Here is a 24,517-nt window from a genome sequence, read left to right as displayed (position 1 = left end):
CTGCTCTTCTAATCAATTTTATTTTAACAGTTGATAAGCGATTAAGGCTGCGATATAAGCCATGGCCGTCATATACGCGAGTTGAATAACCGGCCATTTCCAGCCTTTTGTTTCGCGGTAAACAACGGCGACGGTACTCATGCATTGCATAGCAAAGGCATAAAAAAGCATCAAGGAAATTCCCGCAGCGAAAGTATACACAGGTAAGCCTGTTTTACTGTTAACAGATGCCGCCATTCTTTCCCTGATTGTCGAAGTATCTTCATCTCCCCCATCTACGCTATATATGGTTGCCATTGTGCCCACAAAGGCTTCGCGGGCAGCAAAAGATGTAATTAAGCCAATACCTATTTTCCAATCGTAACCTAACGGGCGGATTACAGGTTCAATCCACTGGCCAAGAAGCCCTACATAGGAGTTTTCTAATTTCTCAGTAGCAATGAGTGTTTCTACGTGTGTTGTATTTTTGGTACTGTCAGCAAGTGCCGATTCGTATTTCTTATCTATATTTTCGAAACGATTTCCCGGGCCAAAAGAAGCCATTACCCAAAGAATAATGGAAATGGCAATAATTACCTTACCAGCTTCGAAAACAAAGGTTTTAGATTTCTCGTACATGGTATAAAGCACATTTTTCCACCGTGGCATGCGATAAACAGGAAGTTCCATAATGAAGTAAGCACGCTCTTTAGTTTTGATAATGAATTTCATTACCCAGGCAACCAGTACCGCTGCAATTATCCCCACAAGATACATTACCATTAAGGCAAGCCCCTGAAGGTTAAACACGCCCAAAATGGTTTTAGAAGGAATAATAAGCGAAATAATTAAAATATAAACTGGTAGCCTTGCAGAACAACTCACCAATGGAGTTACCAAAATAGTAATCATTCGGTCTTTCCAGTTTTCGATGTTTCTTGCTGCCATAATTGATGGTACGGCACAAGCTAAACCACCTATCATCGGTACTACAGACTTACCGTTAAGGCCCACTTTACTCATGATTTTATCCATCATAAAAGTAACCCTGGCCATGTAACCTGTATCTTCGAGTATTGATATAAAGGCAAACAAAATGGCTATCTGCGGTATAAAAACGAATATTCCGCCTAATCCGGCAATTACGCCATCCAAAACCAAATCGGTAAGCATACCGGCAGGAAGGTATTCATGCCCCATCTCTGTTATAAAACCAAAACCGCCTTCAATCCAATCCATAGGATATGAGGACCATGCAAAAATTGCATTAAAGATTACAAAGAGTATGAAGAGAAAGATAGCAAAGCCCCATACTTTATGTGTTAAAACGGCATCAAGTTTATCACTGAAAGTGAATTTCTTTTCTACACCTCTATCGGTAACTACACCAGTTAAAATTGTACCGAGGTGTTTATAACGGGCAATGGTTTCTGCAGCCTGAACTTTTGAAGACTCGAAATGATTTGATACCTCTATCTGCTCAATTTCTTCCTGTTCTTTTTCAGTAAAGAAAGTTAAATGCTCGTGCTGGTGTAAAACCTGCAAGGCATAGTAATCGTTATCCGAGTTAATTTTTGCTTTAATAGCATTTATGGCTTCAGGGGCCAATACGTTAACATCAACATCCTGGAGTTGTGTTGCTACTTTATTGGTATTAGCAATTGCCTGTTTTAGCTTATCAATACCGATATTATTTCGGGCTGATATAGAAACTACCTGAACCCCTAATTTTTCTGCCAATTTATTTAAATCGATATTTATCCCTTGCTTTTCCGAAAGATCAGTCATGTTTAAAGCAAGAATCATTGGAATACCCAAATCTGCTACCTGCGAATACAAAAGCAGATTTCTCTTTAGATTGGTGGCATCGGCAATAAGTACAATTACATCAGGGTGGCTTTTGTTTTCTTTATCGGCCAATACCTGAAAAACGATACTTTCATCATTACTTTTTGGATATAAGCTATAGGTACCCGGTAAATCGATAATTTCAGCCGCTTTACCATTGGCAAGCTTTGTATGGCCTGTTTTCTTATCGACTGTGATACCTGGAAAATTTCCTATTTTTTGGTTTAATCCGGTTAAACGGTTAAACAAAGTAGATTTACCTGTATTGGGATTACCAACTAATGCAACTTTAATATCCAAACTAACTTATTTATTGAATGATAATGACATCGGCCTCACTTTTACGTAAGCAAAGCTGATAACCAGCAACACGAATAGCCATTGGATCTCCAAGCGGAGCAAAGCGTTCAACTTCCACAACTTCGCCTGGCAAACAGCCCATTTCCATTAGTTTTACGGATAAATCTAAATCGGTAAATGCAACGATTGTTCCTTTTTCTCCAACTTTTAGGTGCGAAAGCTTCATGTGCTAAATTTTGGCTGCAAGTTACCCTTTCTTTAGATTTATTCCAAATAAGCAGCAATTATTGCCGTAATTTAACTGATACGATTAGATCTTAATTTCTTCTTCCGCCACCACCGAAACCACCGCCCCTGTTTCCTTGTCCCATGCCTTCACCACGCATATTAATTCTGTTTTTACCTCCCATCCTGTTCAGAGCATAAGTAAATGAAAACATAAAATAACGTTTTAGAACATTATAGCTCACATCCTGAATGGTATTATTATTTGCAGTTCTCGTAATACCCTGGTTTTGGTTCAGTAAATCGTTTACCGCAGCTTTAAAAGTTCCGCGGTTTTTAAAAAACTGTTTACTGATGTAAGAATTAACCAATGTAAAATGTGTATCAAATCCTTCACCCCGACCAGTGTTCTGGTTGTAATCTGCGTCTACCGACCATCTGATTTCACCCGGAAACATGTAACTTACACTGATATTCGGGCTAAAAGTGTAATATCTTGTATTGGAATTTGGCTGAACCGAATAAGTAGAGCGGTTAATAGAACCATTCACACCCGCGGTTAAATCTAGCTTCTCGAGATTTGAAACCAGGCGATAACCGTTCGTTACGGACCAGCTATTTGTTATATTTTTTAATGAGTTGGTAAAGTTGACATCTCTATCGTAGCTTCCATTTACATTAATATGAAAGTTTAACTTATTTTCGGACATGAGTGGTAAACTTAATGATGATGAAACTGAACCGGCATAAGTTCCGTTTACGTTTACTGGAAGCACGGCAAGTTTACCTTGGTTAATCCCGCTTTGTATTAAACTGCTGCTGTTGGCAATTTTGTTTGATGTTTGTGTAAGGTTAAGGTTGATAAACAATGAACGGTTTTTACCTACCGTAAACGTATTGTAGGCAATTCTTAAGTTATTATTAAACTCTGGTTTTAAATCAGGGTTTCCGACCGGAATACTTTGTGTATTCGTATTATTTGGAATTGGTTGCAACTGTTGTATGGTGGGTTGATTTGTACTTCCACGATAGTTAATAACTAATCGTTTACTGTTACTGAAATTATAACGGTACATGGCAGAAGGCGTGTAGTTAAATACATTCTGCTTCAGTATGTAATTTTGTGTCAAATTATTATTCTTACGATCGGTATTTTGAACGGCCATGCCAATATTCCAATTATATTTCTTCCCATTTCCATTAAAACTGAAACCTGCAGTGTTGGTTAAAATAGTATTCTCGTATGAGTTAGTATAAGTTAAATCAAGTAAATCGTATTTCAAAGTTGCTGGATTATAGTTGTAGGTAAACCGATCTGATGTATTGTGGTTATAGCCATTCTGATAGTTAAATTCCAGGCTCAACATCCGTGATAATGGTTCAGTATAAACCAACCGTGTGGTTTGATTGAGTGATTCAGATTGCTGATCGTTATACTGATTGGTAATTTTCTGGGTTGTAACACCTGCGTTTACTGTGTTATCAGTAATATTATTATAATTATCAGCATCGTTATTATTAATGCTCGTATTAAAATTCAACGATAAAGTTCTTCCGCGACGCATGAATTTTCGGCGAAAAAGAATATTATTGTTTATTGATGGTGCTGTGTTATGGTTATTGAGCACTTGTGATCCATTAGTGGTGTAAGTGCTGTAATCCCTTGTGTAGATACTATTATTTAAACTTTCATTATCCGTATAACTTAATGTAGGCTGAACACGCAGCGAAGTTAATGAATCGATTTTGGTATCGACCATAAAGGTTAGCCGATGGTTTAACCTGTTGGAAGTATTGTTCTGGTTATTATTAAAAACTGTTGTGATATCTCCCAATAAGTTTTGAGTAACACTATTTCTGAGGATCAGGTTCTCTGTTTTATTAAAAAAGTAACTGGCATTAATCTGTGTCTGATCCGAATAAGTGTCGGCAAAGTTAAACCCCAGTGCATTCGTATTGGTTATACCGGTACTACGTCCGCCAGCACCGCCATTACCTCCTAAACCACCCCCAAAGTTCTGTTTATTAACATTATTAAACTGTGCAACAACGCTCATTTGCTGATCTTTGTTAAAGCGGTTGACATTGGCATTGATATCATACCTGTCGTCGGAGCCATAACCTATGCTACTGTTACCGAAATAGCCGTTCTTTTTATCTTTTCTTGTGGTGATGTTAATAATTTTAGTTCTCGTTCCATCATCAATTCCAGTAAACTGCGCCTGGTCTGATAGTTCATCAATAATCTGAATTTTATCAATCATATCAGCAGGAAGGTTTTTAGTTGCCAATAGTGGGTCGTTGCCAAAAAATTCTTTACCATCAACCTTAACTTTGGTAATTGTTTCACCCTGGGCTTTTACCGTTCCAGCCTTATCTACTTCTACGCCTGGTAGTTTTTTCAATAAATCTTCAACAACAGCATTTTCTACCGTTTTAAAAGAACTTGCGTTGAATTCAAGGGTGTCTTTTTTCACTACAATTGGGGGTACCTCCGCTTTTATTTCAACCGTTTGTAAATCGATACTACCAGATTCCAGTGCTATATCTCCTAAAGCAATAGCTGTTTGATCACCGGTTATCGTAAAATCTTTAGTTGCATTCTTCAAACCCAAAAAAGCTGCATATAACCTGTAAGAACCAGGCTGAAGGTTTTTAAAAATGAACTTACCATCGGCAAGGGTAGTTGCAGAGCCTACAACACTAGAATCCTTAAGGTTTTTTATCGCGATAGAGGCGTAATCGATCGGTTTTTTATCTTTTGATTGAATTATCCGACCACTAATGGAAGCGGTTTTCTGCTGGGCATAAATAAAGGAAAAAGAAAAGAGTAAAAGGCAGGTAAAAAATATTCTCATTTGGTTAATAATGTAGTCTTGGTAGATAAGACTTAATCGCCGCTGAAAAGTTTGTTTGAAAGGAAGTAACAATTGGAATACAAAAGCTGTAAAAAAGAAAAGGCCTGCTTGAATTACAAGCAGGCCAGTATATTATTTTTCTAAGCCAGATTAAAACCTCATGCGGCCTCCGCCTTGACCACCCATACCTGGCATTTGTACATCGTTACCTATGTTACGGCCACCGATACGGGTTAAAGAATAAGTGAATGAAAACATGTAGTAACGTTTTAATACATTATAATTTAAATCGGTAATGGTATTGGCTGTTGCAGTACGGCTAATGCCCTGGTTCTGGTTTAGCGCATCATTTACCGCAACTTTGAATGTTCCTCTGTTTTTGAAGAATTGACGGCTGATGTAAGAATTAACCAAAGTATAACTGGTGTTGTAAGCAGCACCACGACCAGTATTGCTTAAGTAATCTAAATCTACAGCTATACGGATGTTTAAAGGCAGAACATAAGAAATATCAAAACTTGGATTGAAAGTATAGAAGTTTGTGTTTGAATTAGGTGTTGCAGAATATGTTGCCCTGCTATAAGTTCCACCGATACCTGCTGTAATGTCCCACTTATCTAAATTGGTAACAAATCTATAAGTATTACCTACTGTGAAAACATTTGTTATATTTTCTACTCCGCTGGTAATGTTAGTTCCTCTTGAATAGGTGGTATTTAAATTCGCATTCAGGTTTAATTTATTATTTGGTATGATCGGTTGTCCTAAAACGATATTTGCATTACCGCTATAGTTACCATCAACGTTAATATATTGTGAAGCGATTTTACCATAGTTCACATCGTTTGGATCTGTTACTGCCGACTGACTTGAAGCGAATGCATTAAATGTTTGAGTCAAGTTTAAAAACACTGCGAAGAAACGCATTTTTGCAAAAGCAAAGTTGTTGTAACGAACACTTAAAGTATTGTTAAAAGCAGGTTTCAAATTTGGATTACCAACAATTACAGATTGGGTATTTGTATTATCTGGAATTGGCTGAATCTGATCGATAGTTGGCTGTTGCGTTGTACCTCTGTAGTTTACTATTAACCTTTTACTATTGCTGAAATTGTATCTGAATTGTGCTGATGGCGTTAAGTTCACAAAGTTTTGAGTAAATACAACACCTGTTGAAAGGTTTGTGTTTTCCCTGTGCGTTTGCTGTCCGGCCACACCAATATTCCAGTTGTATTTTTTTTGATTTACGGTATAACTTAAACCCGCAGCATTTGTAAGCGTTTGATTTTCGTAGTGATTTGAATAAGTATTATCAACGATATCAAAATTACCTGTTGCTGTATTAAAGTTTAAAACGTTACGATCAGATGTACTATTGTTTATTCCATTTTGATAGTTTAACTCTAAACTGGTTGTTTTTGATAAAGGTTCAGTGTAAACCACCCTTGTTGTATTGGTAATATTATGGCTGTTTAAATCGTTAAGCTGGTTGGTTAACTTTTGTGTGGTTACACCATTTACCGTGTTATTATCAAGAATATAGTTGATGTTATCTGAATCGCTATCGTTAATAGCCGTATTAATGTTTAATGATAAGGTACGGCCTCTACGCTGAAACTTTTTACGGACCAAAATATTGTTGCTAATTACAGGAGTAGAATTGCTTGTGGTGTAACTTTGGTTACCAACTGTATTTGATGTTCCTGAGGCAATTACGTTATTTCTAACATAATTATTTAAGCTCAATCCATCATTTTCAGTATATGCAATATTTGGTTGAATTTTAATACTTGTGCTCGAATCCAGTTTAGTATCAATCATAAAGTTGAATCTATGATTGGTTTTATCGCTGTTGCTGTTTAAGTAATTATTTACATTTTGCGTTGTATTACCTAAAAGCGTTTGTGTATTACTGGTTTGCTCGTTAAATACTGAAGATTTATTGAAGAAATAACTCCCCTGAATCTGTGTTCCGTCTTTATAAGTATCGCCAAAGTTTAAACCCGCCGCGTTGGTTGTTGTAATCCCACCAGTCGATGAAGAGTTACCTCCTCCGCCGCCACCACGGTTTCCACCACCAAAACCATTCCCCTGTCCATTACCACCACCGAAATTTTGTTTGTTAACGTTATTAAACTGTCCGATAAAACTAAATTGCTGATCGTTATCAAACTTATTTACGTTTAAGCTTGCATCGTACCTGTCGTTTGTTCCATAACCTAATGTACTGTTGCCGAAATAGCCTTTTTTCATACCACTTTTGGTGGTAATGTTTAATATTTTATTTCTTGTACCGTCATCTACACCAGTAAACTGAGCCTGTTCTGAAAGTTCATCAATAACCTGAATCTTATCTACCATGTCGGCAGGAAGGTTTTTAGTAGCCAATAACGGGTCGCTACCGAAGAATTCTTTACCATCTACCTTTACTTTGGTAACGGTTTCTCCACCGGCTTTTATACTACCATCCTTTGCAACTTCCACACCAGGAAGTTTCTTTAAAACATCTTCCACAACTGCATTCTCACGTACCTTAACCGATTTTGCATCGTATTCCAAGGTATCTTTTTTAACTACGACTGTTGGCACCTGTGCAACAACATTTACATCATTCAGGTTTAAACCATCATCGGCCATCGAAATATCACCCACATTAACGGCAGCTTTCGCTACGGTAACATTTTTATTGGTTGTTTTTAAACCTAAAAAAGCTGCAATAATTCTATAATTACCTGCCGGGATGTTTTTGAACGAGAATGTTCCATCAGGATTAGACTGACCAGAAGCTACGATGCTAGAATCTTTCAAGCTTTTAACGGCTACGGTAGCATAATCAACAGGTTTATTATCCTTAGCATTGATTACACGCCCGTTAACTGAGCCTGTATTTTGCGCTTGTGCGAAGTATCCACAAAAAAGAAGAACAAGAAATATTGCTCTTTGAACGTAAATTTTCATCAAAATATAAATATAAGTATTACTAAACTAAGCTATCAGACTATGAGAATGCTGAAAGGTTTGTTAAGAGGTGTTAAAAGTTAGGTAACATTTTAAATACAGCAACAAATGCGAGGTTAAAATGCATTTACATAGGTGTAAAAATGCTATTTATGTGTAGAAGGGTAAGATTGATAGTAAACCTTTGGGCAATTGCAGTTCTTTTTAAAAATACCGCAACCGCTTAAGCTTACAAGTGCTATTAAACCAATTAAACTAATTTTTCTTTTCATTGAAATTTAATTTATGCAATAGAACATAACTAAATACGGCCATAAAGCAGCCAAGCATATCACATCCGAAATCCCACCATTCAGCTGACCGGTAAGTAAATACTTTCCATTGCAATAACTCAATACCACCGCCAATTATTGCGCTGATGAGTATAATTTTAAAAATGGTAAGAGTTCTGAATGCAAAGGTGTGCTGGTATTTTATCTTTCCGTAAAACAACAATACGGATAAGACAAAGAAAAAACCCATGTGGGTCATTTTATCGAAACCTTCGAAGAAAAAGCCTCCGCCTTTTGTTTCGGGCATTCGCATGTTACAAAGCACTAAAATTATGATGGTCCAGAAAACGGCCCACTTCTGATGTTTTAGTGCTTTGAACAATGTGGTCAAAATTAAGCGCCTACTAATGATTGGTAAGCTTCAGCAGATAATAACTCTTCTACTTCTGCTAAATCAGATAAAGAAACTTTTACCATCCAGCCTTGGCCATACGGGTCAGAATTTACTAATTCAGGGTTATCATTCAATTCAGCATTAATTTCTAAAACCGTTCCGGTTACAGGCATGAACAAGTCAGAAACAGTTTTCACCGCTTCAACAGTACCGAAAACTTCTTCTTTTGCTACTTCTGAACCAACACTATTAATGTCTACATAAACAATATCGCCTAATTCGCGTTGTGCGAAATCAGTAATACCGATTATTGCTTCATTGCCTTCTACCTTAACCCATTCGTGGTCTTTAGTATATTTTAATTCTGATGGAAAATTCATTTGTTTTAAATTAGTTTGTGCCAAAGTTAATCAGGATTTTCAAGATTTTAGTTCTTTAAAATCAAAATTTATATGTTAACTGCTTTTGAAGCATAAAAGTTACTTCTAATTCAAAGTAAACCTTAAACTAAAGCCAAAATTACTGAATGATGTATTAAAGGTTTGCGATGTGTAAGGTTTGGTAATATTTGAATCGTAAAAGAGCTTAATGTTAAACTGCTGGTTTAAAACATAATCTACACTTGGCCTTAAGGTAATATTTTTCGAGCCTGAAGAAACTTCTGCTTCGGTTACATCGGCCCGATAAATTACGGTTTTCATATCGCGGATAGCCAGATCGAGTTTAAAATCCATGTTATTATCCATTTTTAGGCTTTTAAATAAACCAAACGGGAACCTGAATTTATTGGTACGATAGCCCAAACCCAATACAACATTATTTTCGGATAACTGTGCCAGCTGACTATTGGATAAACTCAACCCAAGTAAACGTGAGCGGTTCAGTTCAAAATTTGCAGTAAGGTTATTTTTCAACCGGGTATCAACACCAATCAATGGAGAGAAGTATTCCGACACGGTAATCTGGGCGAACTGATACTGCGGTAAGAAGTTATTATTAGCATCCCTGCTGCTTACAAAACCATTATTTTCCTGGTAACGTAATAAAGAGTTGTAACCGTTAATATTATACGCAGAGCGATAACCATGCCTGATATCAACTGACGAAAACCGATCGGCAATAAACGGAATACTGGGTAAGCCGCTGTAGGTTAAACTCCAGTTTGGCAAAGGTATTTTAGGAAAAGAATTCATAGATGAGCTTCCGGCGTCTTTACCCGAATAAGCGGCAAGAAATGCAGAGATAATTACATCCTGACTTTCTTTGCCATATCCATCTGCGAAGCCATTTGTCTGCCCTGAAGAGTTCGGGTTCTGTGCACCTAAACGTTGCGAAATAATAACCCTATTCGCCATAAACCTATTGTACAAAGTAGATATTGTATTCGCATTGCTCTCTTTAAATGCTGTACCGATTGTGATGTAAGAAATACTGTAATCGCCAGTTGTAATTGCACTCAGGTTTTCGAAAGAAGAAACACTCGCCACATACCTGAAATTGGTTGAGAAATTTCGCGTTTGTGCCCGGTTCGCCCTTATCGTTATCCTCAAATCTTTTATCGGCTCGAGTTGCCCGGTTAACTGGAAATCTTCACGAAGTGTATTCACATACATTTGGGTTTGCAAGGTATCGGTTGTTAACCAGCCATTATTCAAAGCCATATCCCTGATGTCTCGCTGGCTACCAAAAACAAAGCCCAAACCCGGTGCACCGCTTACATTATCGATACCGAAATATTTTGTTTTGGGCAAATAGCCTGGCAGGAATGTGCCTTTTGTTTGCACATAATTTATGTTTACATTTTTTAAACTCGTAAGCAGGTTAACGAGGAAATTTTTGGTTTTACCACCTTCCTGATTATTCATTGCATTACGGATAAACCCGAATTTATTATAAAGTGTTACCAGATTTAAAGTTGGATTAACCTGAATGTTTCGGCTATTTTGAATGGTATTACCCAGGTTGATATTTGGATCAATCAGGGTTGCCAAAGGCTCGGTTTGCCAGTTAAAGTTAGTTCCGTATTTAGTTAACAAAGTAATCCAGTTTAAACCCGGAATTTTATTAATCGGTACGGCATAGGTTACGTTTAAATTGTGGTTGTAGTCCGTTGTACGGCCCAAACGCTTAAGATTTTCCCAAACCGTATCGCGTTTCAGACCTTCAATCCGACCGTCAGGTTCGTCGATAATCGAATAATTTGTAGCATTAAAATCAAGTTGTAACGAACGCGTTAAATTCCATGCAATTCCATAGATACGGCTCATACGGAAATTCTTGTTAAAGGTAGTTCCGTAACCACTTTGCAATAACGGAATGGTATTATTTGGATCGTTATTTCGCAAAGTATTTTCCGAATAAAGGCGGTCTACATCAATCCTGAAATTAATTGCACTAGGTAAAATACTGAAGTTAAAATCACGCAGTATGGCCAGCATATTCGACTTAATAATCTTTTCAAATGGCGCATAGCTTTTCTGTTCTTTCGAATAACTATACTGTAATGAGCCCCGGTAAGTATTCTGAATACTGCTTTGATTGATAAAATCGCGGTGATCGTACTGCGTATAAGCATAACTTGCCGAAAAATTTTCGATATCCCAGAGCCTAACCGGTTTACTATTATTGGTACGCTCTTTACGCACATTGGTAAAGTTGATTCCCCGCCTAACGGTATAATCCTGGGCAAAGTTTAAAATCGAATCCTTTTCAGCTTTCGTTGCATTTTCAAGTGCATTTTTCAGTTCAATATCAGGTGTTCTGGGATTATACTGAGGTGTTGCCACCTGCTTAGAATAGCTAACGAACATCGGTATTTTAACACCTGATTTTTGAGGAAGAAATTTACCAAGTTCTACAGCCGATGATACATCTAAAAGTGTATTGTCTGCACGGTTACGTTCACTAACTTTCGAATCGATGGAACCAAAACCAATTGTTGATTTACTTCCTGAAATATTTACATCCGCAAAGTCGGCAAGTTTAAGGTTTAACCTGCCCGTTGCCGCCCAACCGCCACGCTCATCAAACTCTGTTAACCTTAACTCATTAAACCAAACCAATACACTTTTATCAAGACCGTCATCACTTTCAGGATTTGCCTGACTTCTTAACGGATTTTTAACGCCCAGCATGTAAACACGAACCTTACTCATATCAGGTTGCCCTTTAACAATAATGGTTCTTACGCCATCAGAATAAGTAAAAGGAACGTTTGTTGGCCATGGTTGTCCGTTTGCCTGTTTGGCAGTATTTCTGGCAAGCTTTGCATTCTGGAATAAGGTTAAATCGATATCCATCTGGTTAGCAGCTGGCCATATCGCGTCAGGATCGCTTGTTCCGGGCGTTGTAATTTTCAAAGGGAGAACGTATTCATAGTAGTTATCCTGATTATCAGTTCCGATCCGTAAAAAGGCTGCTACATCACCATCGTTTAGCAGCTGATTGTTTACCGCCTCAGCATGGATAAACATTTCGAGGTGTTTATATGAACGAAAATCGCTGTAAGCTGTTTTAAATGCCGCCCTGCCATAGCCATCGCGTAAAGTTTTAACCGTTACCGAAAGCGATTGTTCATTCAAACGCGTATCGCCTCTATAGTTGCTATAATCTCTTTCCCTAACAATACCCGGTGGCGTTACATAAGGAATTGGTGAGCGTTTACCGTTTTCCTCGATATTTACAGTCGAAACTTCAACCGTAGAATTATCTGGTGTTAACACCGTTGAGGCCGGGTCAACAATTACCTGTTCTGCTGTATTCGAAGCATTAAATTCTCTCCATTCACCTCTTATTAGCTGAAGTTTTGCAAAACGCATAACAGCGGTATCTGCAAAGTTCGTCATGAACATTCTAAAGAAACGGATGGATTTAAAATCCTGAATCCCCCCAACACGTTGCTGGTATTCACCAATCGGAATACGAACCTGGTACCAGGAAACGGCTTGAGTATTTCCATTTGCCAGTTTAACCTGCGAGGTTACTTTATCAGTAATAAAGTTTTGGCCAACCACTAAATCAGCCGGACGCATCGAGAATTTATATTGAAAATATTCATCGCTTTGCGTCATGTTGTTATCGCGGTTAATATCTTCCCCATCGGGTAGCGAGGTTGAAGCAGAGTTTTCAATGCCCAATTCTTCCTGCGATTGTTGTGCTGTTTTTGAGTTTCCTTCCGGCCCGTTATATTTTTCGTAACGTTTTAAAATACCAGCATTAATCTGGTCGAGCGCCGGGCCTCTGAAATAAGTATAATCATCCGAAGATGGATCGGCATCAATTTGTGCGGCAGCGGCCGGACTTAACTGACCCTTAATTACATTAATTGCAGCAGCGAACTTTGCCCGCTCATTTTCATTTGATAAACCATCTAAACCAACGTCCTGCGCTTTACGTGCATCCGGGCTATTGTCAAAAGCCTGTACAACCGGCTGCAATTTCGGAACACGCCCCCAGTTTGTTTCATCGTATTTTGTCGGATCATCTGTTGCCGGAAGACCATTCTCTAATGACTTACGCCCGTCTTTCAAAATATCTTCAGATATATTTCCTAGATTGAAATATAAATCCCCACCCGTTGAATTTGGCTTATAAATAAACGGGTCCATCACCCAAAACTCTATAAAACCAATATTTAATGCTTCAAAATCGTTTGTTTCGATTTTGCGCTGGAAACCAGCCCAGTTATTACGTGGATTTAACAGTGCACCATCACGGTTGAAACCCGTTGTTCTGAAATTGTACGGACCACGAACTGTTGGGTAATAAGCAACGTCGAGTGTTGTAATGTTCAGCGCCTGTCCGGTTGCAGTTTGCTTAAACGGAAAAACCTCCTGCTCGATTACTTCACGAACATAGTGATTAGAAAGCTCGTTTCGGTTATTACGGATGTTTGCTGGCGTTGTAGATGCCGCAGAATTATAAAAAGTGGGATCGATATTATAGAATGCAACCCTCGCCCTGTTATAACCATAAGCTAAATCATTAACCAGTTGCGATTCGCTGAATAATTGCGGTGTACCTGATAACTGCCATGAAATAGCACTTTTTAAATCAATCACTGATCTCGAAGCTTCAAAATCATCCAGGTAACTTACACCATTCTTGCTACCTGCAAAGTTAAGTGCATTCGGATGTCCTGGAATTAACTGGGCGAACTCGCCATAAAAAGTAACACTAGAGGGTACCTTGGTAGAAATCAATGGAATTTTATCGACAAGCTTCGTTAAAAACCTCGATGATGAACTGTAGTTAATATCTGCTCCCCAAATGGTGTTTGATATCGGCTCTTCGCCGATATTTACTTTTTGGGTAAGTGGTTTCTCAGTCAGATTCATAATTGTTCCACCAAGGTTCAGCTTGTTATTAACCTTGTAATCTAACCGGGTTCCAAATAACGATCGTTGTTGTAAACCAAAAAGCTCATTATTTTCAGTTGTAATTCTAATCGGTTGCCCAGAAATTAAAAGGGCCTGATTAATAATGCTTACCCGCCCACCCTGATAATCGACCGTAAAGTCTACGCCTTCTGTTAAAGGCATAGTTCCGGCAAAAACTTTTACTGATCCTTCTGGAACATTAATGGCATTTAAACTAAACTCTGACGAAACATCTGACTGATAGTTACCTTTGATAATATACCTGTTCTTATTTTGGAAGAGTTGTTTAGCGATATTTTGCGTGGAATCGTATAAAGCCGTAAAAGTATATTTATCAATTAAGGCCTGCTCTGACGGTAGAAATTTCGCGGCCAAATCCTTACCAAAAGGTTCGATAATCGGGAAAATAATACGGCCGTTAGCCGGATCTATAGTAATATAACCTGTATTTGTATTCGAGATTAAGGAAGACAATCCTGAGGCCGAAAGATTTGAACCAAAAGTACCCGAATTGTTAGCCGAATAAGCATTTGTAGCTGATCCAAAAGCATTATTTGCAGGCACAAAGTCGAAAACGCCATCCGATTTTCTTTCATTTTGTTGGTTCAGCCGGTCAAATTCGATGAGGTTTATCCATTGTTTATTTGCTGTGTTCTGCCCTTCCGTCATCAGCGGATTTTCGACGCCTGTTTCATTATCAATGCGGTAAACATCAAGCCTAAAATTCTGACTACTGATTTGATAACCACCTATTGAATAGATGTTTTTCATCATCAAATCCCATGTTGGCAGATTAATTTTAGTCGTTTCGTTCTTCAGTAATTTAGCATACAATACTTTCGGATTGGCTGCATCAAAAGTTACATCGGTTGAAAATTCACCCACCTGGTATTCAACACCATTATAAGTGTAACGGTAAGCCACAGCTAACACTTCATCAGAATTTAGCGCATTATTTAGTGAAATATACCCCAATTGCGGCTGGAAAGTAAACTCTCTGTCGGTAAGTTTTCGGGCGTAGGTAAGTTTTGCAAAGTTATCTGTTGCCCCGTTTGCCGCAAAGTAAGAAATTACATCATTTGAATTGGTTAACCTCGCTCCCGGAGGCAGGTTTTGCAACAAGTTATTCGATTGCTGTGTAAAACCAGTTGCAGTTGTTCCGGCAGGTAAGGCAGAACCACCTCCGGTAATCTGAGCAGTATTATAGGGTACATTTTCTCCTAAATCGAGAAAGCCCAATACATCACGAGAATCAACTGTACTACCTGATTTATTGGTGATCCAGACTTCAACTTTTGTAATTTGGATTGGGGAAGTAATAACCGGCGCATTTGCAAGGTTTTTGTTATAATTATTTCTGAAATACTGAGATAAAAAGTAGTGGCGGTTTGCTTCATAATTATCGGCACTTAAACGGAATTCGTTTGATTGGGCGCCATTCGTAATTTTTATTTCCCGCGATTGAGATTTTTGCTGTGTGTAAACACTCGTTACATTCAGTTTCCCAAACTGCAACTGTGTTTTCAAACCAAAAAGTGCCTGAGTTCCGGTAATTAAGCTTGTATTTAGTGGCAAACTCACATTACCAGCTTCAATTTTTTTAATGATATCATCTGGTCCACCAGTGTAGTCTAGCTTAATCTGATTTTCAAAATCGAACTGTGCTTCGGTGTTATAATTACTCTTGATTTTTAACTTCGTACCAATGTTACCAATCAGATCCATTTGAATTCGTTGATTGAAATCGAAATTAGTCTGAACACGCTGCCTTTCGTTAAAAAGTGGGTTTTCATTTTTATTCACTCTGCCTAAAAACGTAAGCTCTGCTTCTCCTCTGGGTTGAATATCAATGGTTGTACCACCAAATAATTTTTCGAACGCTTTACTGTTTACCTGAATTTTAGGAATGATACCGGTACTGCGATAATCGCTAACCTCAGCATTTGAAATGCTTCTCCAGTTACCTCTTTTTATTTCACTGTTTACCAATCGCTGGTATTCATCAATGGTCAGGTACTGTGTATTGGTAACGTACTTTTCACCAACAATATCTTTAACAATGTAGCGTTTGTTTTTTGCATCATACTCAACCGTTCTTTTTATGCCATTTGGCAGCGGGTAAAAAGGGTTGGTGGTTGGGCTTAATCCAAGCAATTGCTTCTCGCGTAAGCTGAAGTTATTTTTTAACAAAGAAGTATCCGCTTTGCCCGTAACAACCTGAGCGGAGGCGTTTTTAACGGCAAATAGAATTAAGATGAGAATTAAATAGGTAGATATTCTCTTCAAAGGCGGTTAGATCTATAAGTTTTTCAACGCTTGTTTAATTAGCTGCTCTACCGATAGCGTTCTTTCTGTTACTTTTAAAATCTGATCGATAGTTTTTTCGGCTGTTTGTTTGGCGAAACCGAGCATTACTAATGCTGATAACGCTTCATCTTTAACGGTATTGTGTTGAGGCATAGAAATTAATGAATCTACACCTTCCTTTTTTAATTTATCCTGTAACTCCAAAACTAAACGCTGAGCTGTTTTTGCACCCAATCCTTTAATTCGCTGAATGAGTGGGTAATCAGCCTTAACAATTGCTGCTTGTATTTCTGTTGGTGTGATAGACGATAAAATCATTCTACCAGTATTCGGACCTATACCTGAAACCGAAATTAGATGTAAAAACAACCTGCGCTCACCTTCGTCGGCAAAACCATATAAGGTATGGGCATCTTCTTTTACATGTAGCCAGGTATATAATTTGCATCGTTCGGCATCAGCTAGGTTACTGTAAGTATTAAGTGAAATATTAATATGATAGCCTATACCTCCGGCTTCGACCACCACATAAGCAGGGTTTTTGAAAGTTAATTTACCATCGATATAGGCGTACATCAGATTTATGTTTTTAGATTTATGTTTTTAGATTTATGTTTTTAGATTTTAGCCTAAAAATAAGTTTATTTTTTTACTGCAGTTTTCCCAAACAAACCTTTACGTTTAGTGCCGGCCAATTCTTCTTTAGCCTGAACATCTACAACGGCAATCGTTACCATGTTTACAATTTCGCGAACAGAGCTTCCCAGCTGTACAATGTGTACTGGTTTGTTTAAGCCCAATAAAATTGGCCCAACAGCTTCAGCACCACCTAATTCCTGCAGCAGCTTGTAAGCAATGTTACCCGATTCCAAGTTAGGAAAAATTAAGGTATTTGCGGGTGCATTTACCAAAGTACTGAATGGAAAATTATCTTTCAACAGCTCGTTATTAATGGCAAAGTTACCCTGCATTTCACCATCTACCACTATTTCAGGGTGTTGCTTATGCAAAATACTTACGGCTTTCCTAACTTTTTCTGGCACTACACCATCATTCGAACCAAAATTTGAATAAGATAAAAGTGCTACACGAGGTTTAATGTTAAATTGCTTTACTGACTTCTCAACAAGCAAAGTAATATCAACCAGTTCTTCTGCCGAAGGATCGACATTTACCGTTGTATCGCCAAAAAACACCGGACCTTTTTTGGTCATCATCATGTACATACCTGCTACACGCTTAACCATCGGATCTGCGCCAATAACATGTAAAGCCGGTTTTACTGTAGAACCATAATCTTTAGTTAAACCCGAAATCATTGCATCGGCTTCGCCAAACTCAACCATCGAAGCACCAAAGTAGTTACGATCTCTTAATAATTTTATCGCATCTCTTTCAGAAATCCCTTTACGCTGACGTTTTTGATACAAGGCATTTGCATATTTTTTAGTCTTTTCAGGTTCCTGCATCTGGTCGATGATTTGAACACCTTCCAACTCTAAGGCATGCCCATCAATGATGGCCTGAATCTTTTCTTTATTCCCTAAAAGGATAGGAATAGCAATCTGCTCATCTTTAACAATCTGTGCTGCTTTTAAAATCTTATAGTTATCTGCCTCAGCAAAGACAACGCGTTTAGGCGCCGACTTAGCCTTATTGGTGATGGCACGCATAATTGCATCATCAAGCCCAAGGCGCTTTCTTAATTCCTCGCTGTAGGCATCCCAATCTGTTATCGCCTTGCGGGCTACGCCACTTTCGATGGCAGCTTTCGCTACAGCGATGGAAACCTCAGTAATTAACCTGAAATCAACAGGTTTTGGAATAATATAATCTTTACCAAACTTTAAGTTACGGGCATTATACGCTAAGTTAACAGCTTCAGGAACAGATTTTTTAGCGAGTTCTGCTATAGCTCTTACCGCAGCAATTTTCATGGCTTCGTTAATGGTTGTTGCACGAACATCCAAAGCACCGCGGAAAATATAAGGGAAACCTAAAACATTATTAACCTGGTTAGGATAATCAGAACGGCCTGTTGCCATAATTAGATCCTTACGGGTTTTTATTGCTAAATCGTAGGCTATTTCAGGATTTGGATTTGCCATAGCAAACACAATCGGGTTTTTAGCCATGCCCATTAACATTTCCGGCTGAATCACATTTCCGGCAGATAAACCAATGAAAACATCAGCACCTTTCATCGCTTCGCCAATGGTTTTTATATCTGTACGGAAGGTTGCAAAACTCATCCGCATCTCATCCAGGTCGGTACGATTATTATCGATAAGCCCGTTAATATCGAACATTACCAGATTCTCCCGCTTTACACCCAACGACAGGTACATCTTAGAGCATGATACCGCTGCTGCGCCTGCACCGCTAACCACAACCTTAATTTTATCTATTTTCTTTTTCTGGATTTCGCAGGCATTGAGTAATGCTGCGCCTGAAATAATTGCTGTTCCATGTTGGTCATCGTGCATTACAGGAATATTCATTTCCTCTTTTAAACGACGTTCGATTTCGAAGCACTCAGGTGCTTTAATGTCTTCAAGGTTAACACCGCCAAAGGTAGGCTCGAGGGCTTTAACGATTTTCACAAAATCATCTACATTTTTGGTATCTAATTCCAAATCGAAAACATCGATATCTGCAAATATTTTGAAAAGCAGGCCTTTACCCTCCATTACGGGCTTACCCGCTTCCGGGCCAATATCACCCAGCCCTAAAACGGCAGTTCCGTTACTGATTACAGCAACAAGGTTTCCTTTTGCTGTGTATTTGTAAACATCGTCTGTGTTTTCAGCTATTTTTAAACAAGGTTCAGCAACTCCTGGCGAATAAGCCAGCGTTAAATCGCGTTGTGAAGTTGTTGGTTTTGTTGGTACTACCTGTATCTTTCCCGGCCGCCCTTGCGAGTGGTAATCAAGCGCATCTTGCTTTCTGTTTATATTGCTCATTAATTGTAACTAACTAGTGACCGTGCAAAGGTACAATTCTTTTTATGAGGGCTAAAATAAATCAGGAAGCAAATCGCAAAATGAATAAACTGGGAATGGTGTGCTAACCCTTACTGATTTTCAAAATCATACCGGGTTGCAAACCAGCTCTGGCTAATTTGTTATCGCGTTTAATATTCTGAACGGTAGCACCATCAAATTTTTCAGCAATTTCTGAAAGTGTATCGCCACGTTTTACGGTATAACTTAAGAATGAAGCCGGTGCTTTTAATATCGTCCGCTTGCTGGTATAGATTTTTAGTTTTTGTCCAGGCACGATGGTTTTACTTTTCAGGTTATTCCAAACTTTTAAATCCTGAACTTCGACACCATACTTATCTGCAACTATCGTTAAATTTTGCCCGGAAGCAACCTTATGATAAACCACACCTGTTGATGCAATGGCTACCTGCTTCTTTTTTCTCAGCTCTCGAACATCATCAGTACTTGCCTGGATCACTTCCATCTTATTATCAAGTTCCTCATTATTGAGTACATCATAAATACCAGCCAGGTCTGCGCCCTTAATTTTTGGCAATACCAGCCGTTTAGGCAAATCAGCAGTTCCGTTAACTATTCTTTTTTTGTATGATGGGTTTAAAGCAAAAAGGGATTCATCTTCTATATTTAAAACTTTTGCAAGTGCAGATAAGGATACAAAGTGATTAACCTGCATGGTATCGGTTTTTAGAAACATATTGCAGGCCTGTTCCGAAATCTGATGTTTACTGGCATAATTCATTACATAAACAGCAGCAATAAAAGCCGGCACATAATTTCTAGTTTCCTTTGGCAAATATTGTCTGATCACCCAGAAGTCTCTCGAATCAGCTTTATCCATCGCCCTGGTTACATTACCTTTACCACAGTTATATGCAGCAATAGCCAATAACCAATCGCCCAGTTCTTCAAACGCATCTCGAAAGTAAGCCGCCGCAGCATAACTAGCCTGTACCGGGTCCTTACGTTCATCAACAAAATTATCCATCTTTAAACCGTAGGCTTTTCCGGTTCCGAACATGAATTGCCAGATACCTGTTGCACCAACTCTTGAAACCGCATGCGGATTCATCTGGGATTCCACTATGGTTAAATATTTTATCTCCTGGGGGATATTATAATCCTTTAAGGCTTTTTCGAAAATCGGGAAATAGTAGTTGGATAGCCCAAGCATTTTGCCAAACATATCCTTTCGCTTTGCATAAATATCGATGTATTGCTGTACATATTCGTTATGAGGCAAAGGCACCGATTTAGCAATAGAATCTAAACGGAGTTTATAAATGTAATTTTGGCTGAGTAGTAATTGATTTTCGTTAGCAAGCGGTACAGTTACCGTATCGTTATTTACGAAAATATTGTTCGATTTTTTGTAGAGGCTGTCAACTTTTAGAATTTGCTGCGCAAAGGAAGTAGAGATAAATCCGGTTAAAGCACAAATAGTTGTAAAAAGTAATTTTTTAATCATGGGCTATTTGGTTTAATTATTAGCATTAGTCCTTTTACTCGACCTGATTTGGATAGCTACAAACCATAATTTCAAATCCTATTTGCGGGTGTCTTTTGATAACGCAATGCTTTAAAAGATTGAAATAACGAGTTATGATAAAAAAGCCTGAGAAAAAGAGAGCAGCTGTTTTTCTTCAAAATGTTTGGCTATAAATTGAATACTTAACGGCAAACCGGCCTTATTATTGCCCAATGGCAGTGCTATGGCAGGATTACCACTTAACGATGGTAAAACAGTAAAAATATCGGCCATATACATTACTAAAGGATCTTGCATGTTATCTCCTATTTTAAAGGGTGGTGTTGGTGCCACAGGCGATAATATTAAGTCGTAATCCTGAAATAAAACATCAAGCTTTTCCCTGATCAGACGACGCACCTGTTGCGCTTTCTGATAATAAGCATCATAATAACCGGCACTTAATACGAAAGTACCTAAAAGGATTCTTCGTTTAACCTCTTCTCCAAAGCCTTCGGAACGTGATAACTTATAAAGTTCAGTTAAGGATTTAGCGTCGGTATTGCGATGGCCGTAATGCACACCATCGTAACGGGAGAGGTTTGACGATGCTTCTGCAGTTGTTAAAATATAATAAGCGGGAACGAGGTAATCGAGCAAATCAAAAGAAACATATTCAACTGTATGCCCTTGACTTTTTAAACCCGCTATCGATTGCAATATCGCCGATTTAATTTCCGGATCAAGAGCCTCGCTCTCGATAGTTTCTTTTAAAACCGCTATTTTTTTTGGTGATTTTTTGTTCAAATAAACCGAATAATCAGGAACCTCCAGCGGAGAAACGGTCGAATCATTATCATCAGCACCAGCTAAAACTGCCAAAAGTAATGCGGCATCTTCTACTGAAGAGGTAATCGGACCAACCTGATCGAATGATGATGCGTAAGCAATTACACCATATCTTGATATACGGCCATAAGTAGGTTTCAAACCAATTTGACCGCAAAAAGCTGCTGGTTGACGAACTGAGCCACCAGTATCTGTTCCTAATGAAGCTAAACACATATCTGCCTGAACGGCTACCGCCGAACCGCCTGATGAGCCACCTGGAACAAGCTCAGGATTTACAGCATTTTTTACAGCTCCGAAATAAGAAGTTTCGTTAGAGCCACCCATTGCAAATTCATCACAGTTTAAGCGGCCGATAATTACGGCATCTTCCTGCAATAAACGTTGCACAACGGTAGATGAATAAGGCGACACAAAACCATCGAGCATTTTTGAAGATGCTGTTACTACGTGGTCTTTGTAACAGATATTATCTTTAATACCGATTACCATTCCTGCAAGTTTACCCGCAGTTCCTTTTTCTATCTTTTGTTGTACCGCATTTGCCTGAACTTCTGCCGAATAAAAAAACACCTCGTTGAATGCATTGAGGTGTTCATTTTCTTTAATTTGCTTAAAATAATAAGCTAATAATTCGGGTAAAGTTAATTGCTTTTGCGAAATGAGCGCTTGTATCTCTTTAAGAGAGCTGTATTTCTTCAAAACTAAAAAAATTGATATTAAACAGTTTTATCGCGGTTCGAAGGATCTACCTGATCGCCATCAATACCATCTTTACCATCTTTAAATTCTTTTACACCTTTACCTAAACCACGCATAAGTTCAGGAATTTTTTTACCACCGAATAATAACAATACCACTACTGCAATAATGATAATTTCTGGTGTGCCAAGCATTGCTGCTATTGTTGTATTTAACATGATATTTTTATTTAAACTTTTTGACTGTCAGTTACTATTTTCTCATCAATAGGGGTACTTTCTGAAGGATAAGGAACATTTGACCCTTCTTCAGCAGGATGATGGCGCTCATTATTGTTATTCGCAACAGTTTGCTCAGCATCCTCTTTATCTAAATCCATAGCGTTTATATTTCTATGAATTTCTCTTTTAACACCCTCAGAGGCATCCTTAAACTCTCTGATTCCTTTTCCTAATCCTCTTGCTAATTCAGGTAATTTTTTACCTCCAAATAACAAAAGTACAACCACTAATATGAGTACAATCTCTGATCCACCCATATTTAAAAACTCCAATAACGTGCCTTGATACATCACTAATCTATTTTATACAAATATAAACATTTAATTGCCTAAAGTTTATTTACTAATCCATGCTTCAGGATTTAAAGGCGTTGAAACCCTTCTGATCTGGAAGTTAAGCAGCGGAACACCTTCGGTATTTGCCACCGTTCCAATCGCATCTTTAGTATCTACTTTAGTACCCACACTTACATTTACCGATTTCAAATTCTGGTAAACTGTAAAGTATTCGCCATGGCTAATTAAAACCAGGTTCTTACCTAAATAATTCTGAACCAGTTTAACAGTTCCGCTAAATACTGCTCTAACCGTTGCACCTTCTGATGTTGTAATATCAACCCCATCATTGGTATAAGTTGCCTGGTCTACCTTATGCATACCAAATCTTTCTGTAATCTGGCCGGTTGCAACAGGCCAAGGTAAACGGCCACGGTTATTTTCAAATCCTTCAGATAGTTTTGCTGCTTCTGGAGTTGCTGTTAATAATTCGCCCGTACTTTTTGCCTTTGCAACAGGTGCTGTAGTTGTTGGCACCGGTTTATTTTCCGCCTTCGCTTTTGCAGCAGCAGCTAACCTGGCTTCTTCAGCGGCTTTTTTCCTTGCAGCTTCCCTTCTTGCCTCCTCTTCAATTGCACGTTGAATAGCTGCCCTGATCATTCGATCGTACTGTGCCCTTTGTCTCTGCTTTGAAGCGATGTCCTGTTTAAAAGTCCGTTCCTGTTTGCTTAGGTTATTTAAAACCGCAGATTGCTGGTTTTTATCTTTACCAAGACGCTCTCTTTCTCGCTCCTGCTCCTTCAATAAATCACTTTTTTCTCTCAAAGTTTTATCCAGAACTTTGATTTTACCATTTAAATCCTGCTGCGTACTCTCGATGTAACCAGCCTGTTTTTTACGGTATTGACTAAATTGCTGTAAATACTTTATCCTTTTATAAGCCTGATTAAAGTCTTTCGCAGCAAAAATAAACATCATTTTATCGTATGAGTTTCTGTTTCGCTGGGCAAAACGAATCATTCCGGCATATTCTTTTTTAAGGTCGCCTAACTGACCCTGCAACGTATGTACGGTATTTGTATTCTGAGAGATTTGGTTATCAAGATTTTTTATTTCGGAATTTATGGTTCCGATTTTTTCCTGACGTAAGCGGATTTGTGCATTTATAGCATTAATCTGTTGTAAAGTAAGTTTTTTACCACTTGCCGCTTTGTTCAGGCTTTTTTGAAGTTGCTCAATATCGCGTTCGATTGCCTCTTTTTTTCTTCTAAGTTCATTAGCCGTTTGAGCCGAAACCGACAAGGCAAACACACTAAAAAACAGAATAAATACAAGTTTGTGTAGCTTCATTAAGCCAAAAGTATAAAAATTTTGCAGTAAAATATATTAAAATTGATATACCAAAGGCACAAAAGGCTGTT

Annotated in this window: 14 protein-coding genes; all 14 read right to left on the bottom strand. The window is 38.3% G+C overall.

Going from position 1 to position 24,517, the window contains the following annotated elements; genetic code table 11:
* Nucleotides 1-18: 18 nt before the first annotated feature.
* The gene (gene feoB, locus R2R71_RS16845; protein ID WP_316832446.1) at nt 19-2,127 is read right to left on the bottom strand and encodes a ferrous iron transport protein B; all 2,109 of its coding nucleotides are present in this window, start codon (nt 2,125-2,127) and stop codon (nt 19-21) included.
* 10 nt (nt 2,128-2,137) lie between these two features.
* On the bottom strand, nt 2,138-2,353 hold the full coding sequence (locus R2R71_RS16840; protein WP_316755335.1) for a FeoA family protein: 216 nt from the start codon (nt 2,351-2,353) through the stop codon (nt 2,138-2,140).
* Between the two features lie 91 nt (nt 2,354-2,444).
* Nucleotides 2,445-5,210 (bottom strand): outer membrane beta-barrel family protein, encoded by a 2,766-nt coding sequence (locus tag R2R71_RS16835; protein ID WP_316832445.1) that lies wholly within the window; start codon nt 5,208-5,210, stop codon nt 2,445-2,447.
* 150 nt (nt 5,211-5,360) lie between these two features.
* The gene (locus tag R2R71_RS16830) at nt 5,361-8,168 is read right to left on the bottom strand and encodes an outer membrane beta-barrel family protein (protein WP_316832444.1); all 2,808 of its coding nucleotides are present in this window, start codon (nt 8,166-8,168) and stop codon (nt 5,361-5,363) included.
* A 255-nt stretch (nt 8,169-8,423) separates the two neighbouring features.
* Complete coding sequence (locus R2R71_RS16825) at nt 8,424-8,747, bottom strand: VanZ family protein (protein ID WP_316832443.1); 324 nt, start codon at nt 8,745-8,747, stop codon at nt 8,424-8,426.
* An 86-nt stretch (nt 8,748-8,833) separates the two neighbouring features.
* Complete coding sequence (gcvH, locus tag R2R71_RS16820) at nt 8,834-9,214, bottom strand: glycine cleavage system protein GcvH (protein WP_316832442.1); 381 nt, start codon at nt 9,212-9,214, stop codon at nt 8,834-8,836.
* Between the two features lie 105 nt (nt 9,215-9,319).
* Entirely contained in the window at nt 9,320-16,498 is a 7,179-nt protein-coding gene (gene sprA / locus R2R71_RS16815) for a cell surface protein SprA (protein WP_316832441.1), read from the bottom strand.
* A gap of 12 nt (nt 16,499-16,510) precedes the next feature.
* The gene (gene ruvA, locus R2R71_RS16810) at nt 16,511-17,095 is read right to left on the bottom strand and encodes a Holliday junction branch migration protein RuvA (protein WP_316832440.1); all 585 of its coding nucleotides are present in this window, start codon (nt 17,093-17,095) and stop codon (nt 16,511-16,513) included.
* Between the two features lie 65 nt (nt 17,096-17,160).
* Nucleotides 17,161-19,482: an NADP-dependent malic enzyme gene (locus R2R71_RS16805; protein WP_316832439.1), complete on the bottom strand. Its 2,322-nt coding sequence runs from the start codon at nt 19,480-19,482 to the stop codon at nt 17,161-17,163.
* Between the two features lie 103 nt (nt 19,483-19,585).
* Nucleotides 19,586-20,989: a lytic transglycosylase domain-containing protein gene (locus tag R2R71_RS16800; protein WP_316832438.1), complete on the bottom strand. Its 1,404-nt coding sequence runs from the start codon at nt 20,987-20,989 to the stop codon at nt 19,586-19,588.
* Nucleotides 20,990-21,121: 132 nt separating this feature from the next.
* Nucleotides 21,122-22,540 carry an Asp-tRNA(Asn)/Glu-tRNA(Gln) amidotransferase subunit GatA gene (gene gatA, locus R2R71_RS16795; protein WP_316832437.1) on the bottom strand — a complete coding sequence of 473 codons (1,419 nt, stop codon included), beginning with the start codon at nt 22,538-22,540 and terminating at the stop codon, nt 21,122-21,124.
* Between the two features lie 17 nt (nt 22,541-22,557).
* Nucleotides 22,558-22,758, bottom strand: a complete 201-nt coding sequence (locus R2R71_RS16790) for a twin-arginine translocase TatA/TatE family subunit (RefSeq protein WP_316832436.1) — start codon at nt 22,756-22,758, stop codon at nt 22,558-22,560.
* An 11-nt stretch (nt 22,759-22,769) separates the two neighbouring features.
* Nucleotides 22,770-23,111: a twin-arginine translocase TatA/TatE family subunit gene (locus R2R71_RS16785; protein ID WP_316832435.1), complete on the bottom strand. Its 342-nt coding sequence runs from the start codon at nt 23,109-23,111 to the stop codon at nt 22,770-22,772.
* Between the two features lie 45 nt (nt 23,112-23,156).
* Nucleotides 23,157-24,446, bottom strand: a complete 1,290-nt coding sequence (locus R2R71_RS16780; protein WP_316832434.1) for a murein hydrolase activator EnvC family protein — start codon at nt 24,444-24,446, stop codon at nt 23,157-23,159.
* Nucleotides 24,447-24,517: the final 71 nt, after the last annotated feature.

This window comes from Pedobacter aquatilis, from assembly GCF_032678405.1.
Taxonomy (GTDB): domain Bacteria; phylum Bacteroidota; class Bacteroidia; order Sphingobacteriales; family Sphingobacteriaceae; genus Pedobacter; species Pedobacter aquatilis_A.
Note: the sequence above shows the minus strand (reverse complement) of the source record. Positions and strands in the feature narration are given on the sequence as shown.

Coding starts and splice junctions, on each gene's coding strand:
- R2R71_RS16785 (WP_316832435.1), bottom strand. CDS start 23,111: ATGTATCAAGGCACGTTATTGGAGTTTTTAAATATGGGTGGATCAGAG.
- R2R71_RS16830 (WP_316832444.1), bottom strand. CDS start 8,168: ATGAAAATTTACGTTCAAAGAGCAATATTTCTTGTTCTTCTTTTTTGT.
- R2R71_RS16790 (WP_316832436.1), bottom strand. CDS start 22,758: ATGTTAAATACAACAATAGCAGCAATGCTTGGCACACCAGAAATTATC.
- R2R71_RS16800 (WP_316832438.1), bottom strand. CDS start 20,989: ATGATTAAAAAATTACTTTTTACAACTATTTGTGCTTTAACCGGATTT.
- R2R71_RS16780 (WP_316832434.1), bottom strand. CDS start 24,446: ATGAAGCTACACAAACTTGTATTTATTCTGTTTTTTAGTGTGTTTGCC.
- R2R71_RS16835 (WP_316832445.1), bottom strand. CDS start 5,210: ATGAGAATATTTTTTACCTGCCTTTTACTCTTTTCTTTTTCCTTTATT.
- R2R71_RS16805 (WP_316832439.1), bottom strand. CDS start 19,482: ATGAGCAATATAAACAGAAAGCAAGATGCGCTTGATTACCACTCGCAA.
- ruvA (WP_316832440.1), bottom strand. CDS start 17,095: ATGTACGCCTATATCGATGGTAAATTAACTTTCAAAAACCCTGCTTAT.
- R2R71_RS16840 (WP_316755335.1), bottom strand. CDS start 2,353: ATGAAGCTTTCGCACCTAAAAGTTGGAGAAAAAGGAACAATCGTTGCA.
- gcvH (WP_316832442.1), bottom strand. CDS start 9,214: ATGAATTTTCCATCAGAATTAAAATATACTAAAGACCACGAATGGGTT.
- R2R71_RS16825 (WP_316832443.1), bottom strand. CDS start 8,747: ATGCCCGAAACAAAAGGCGGAGGCTTTTTCTTCGAAGGTTTCGATAAA.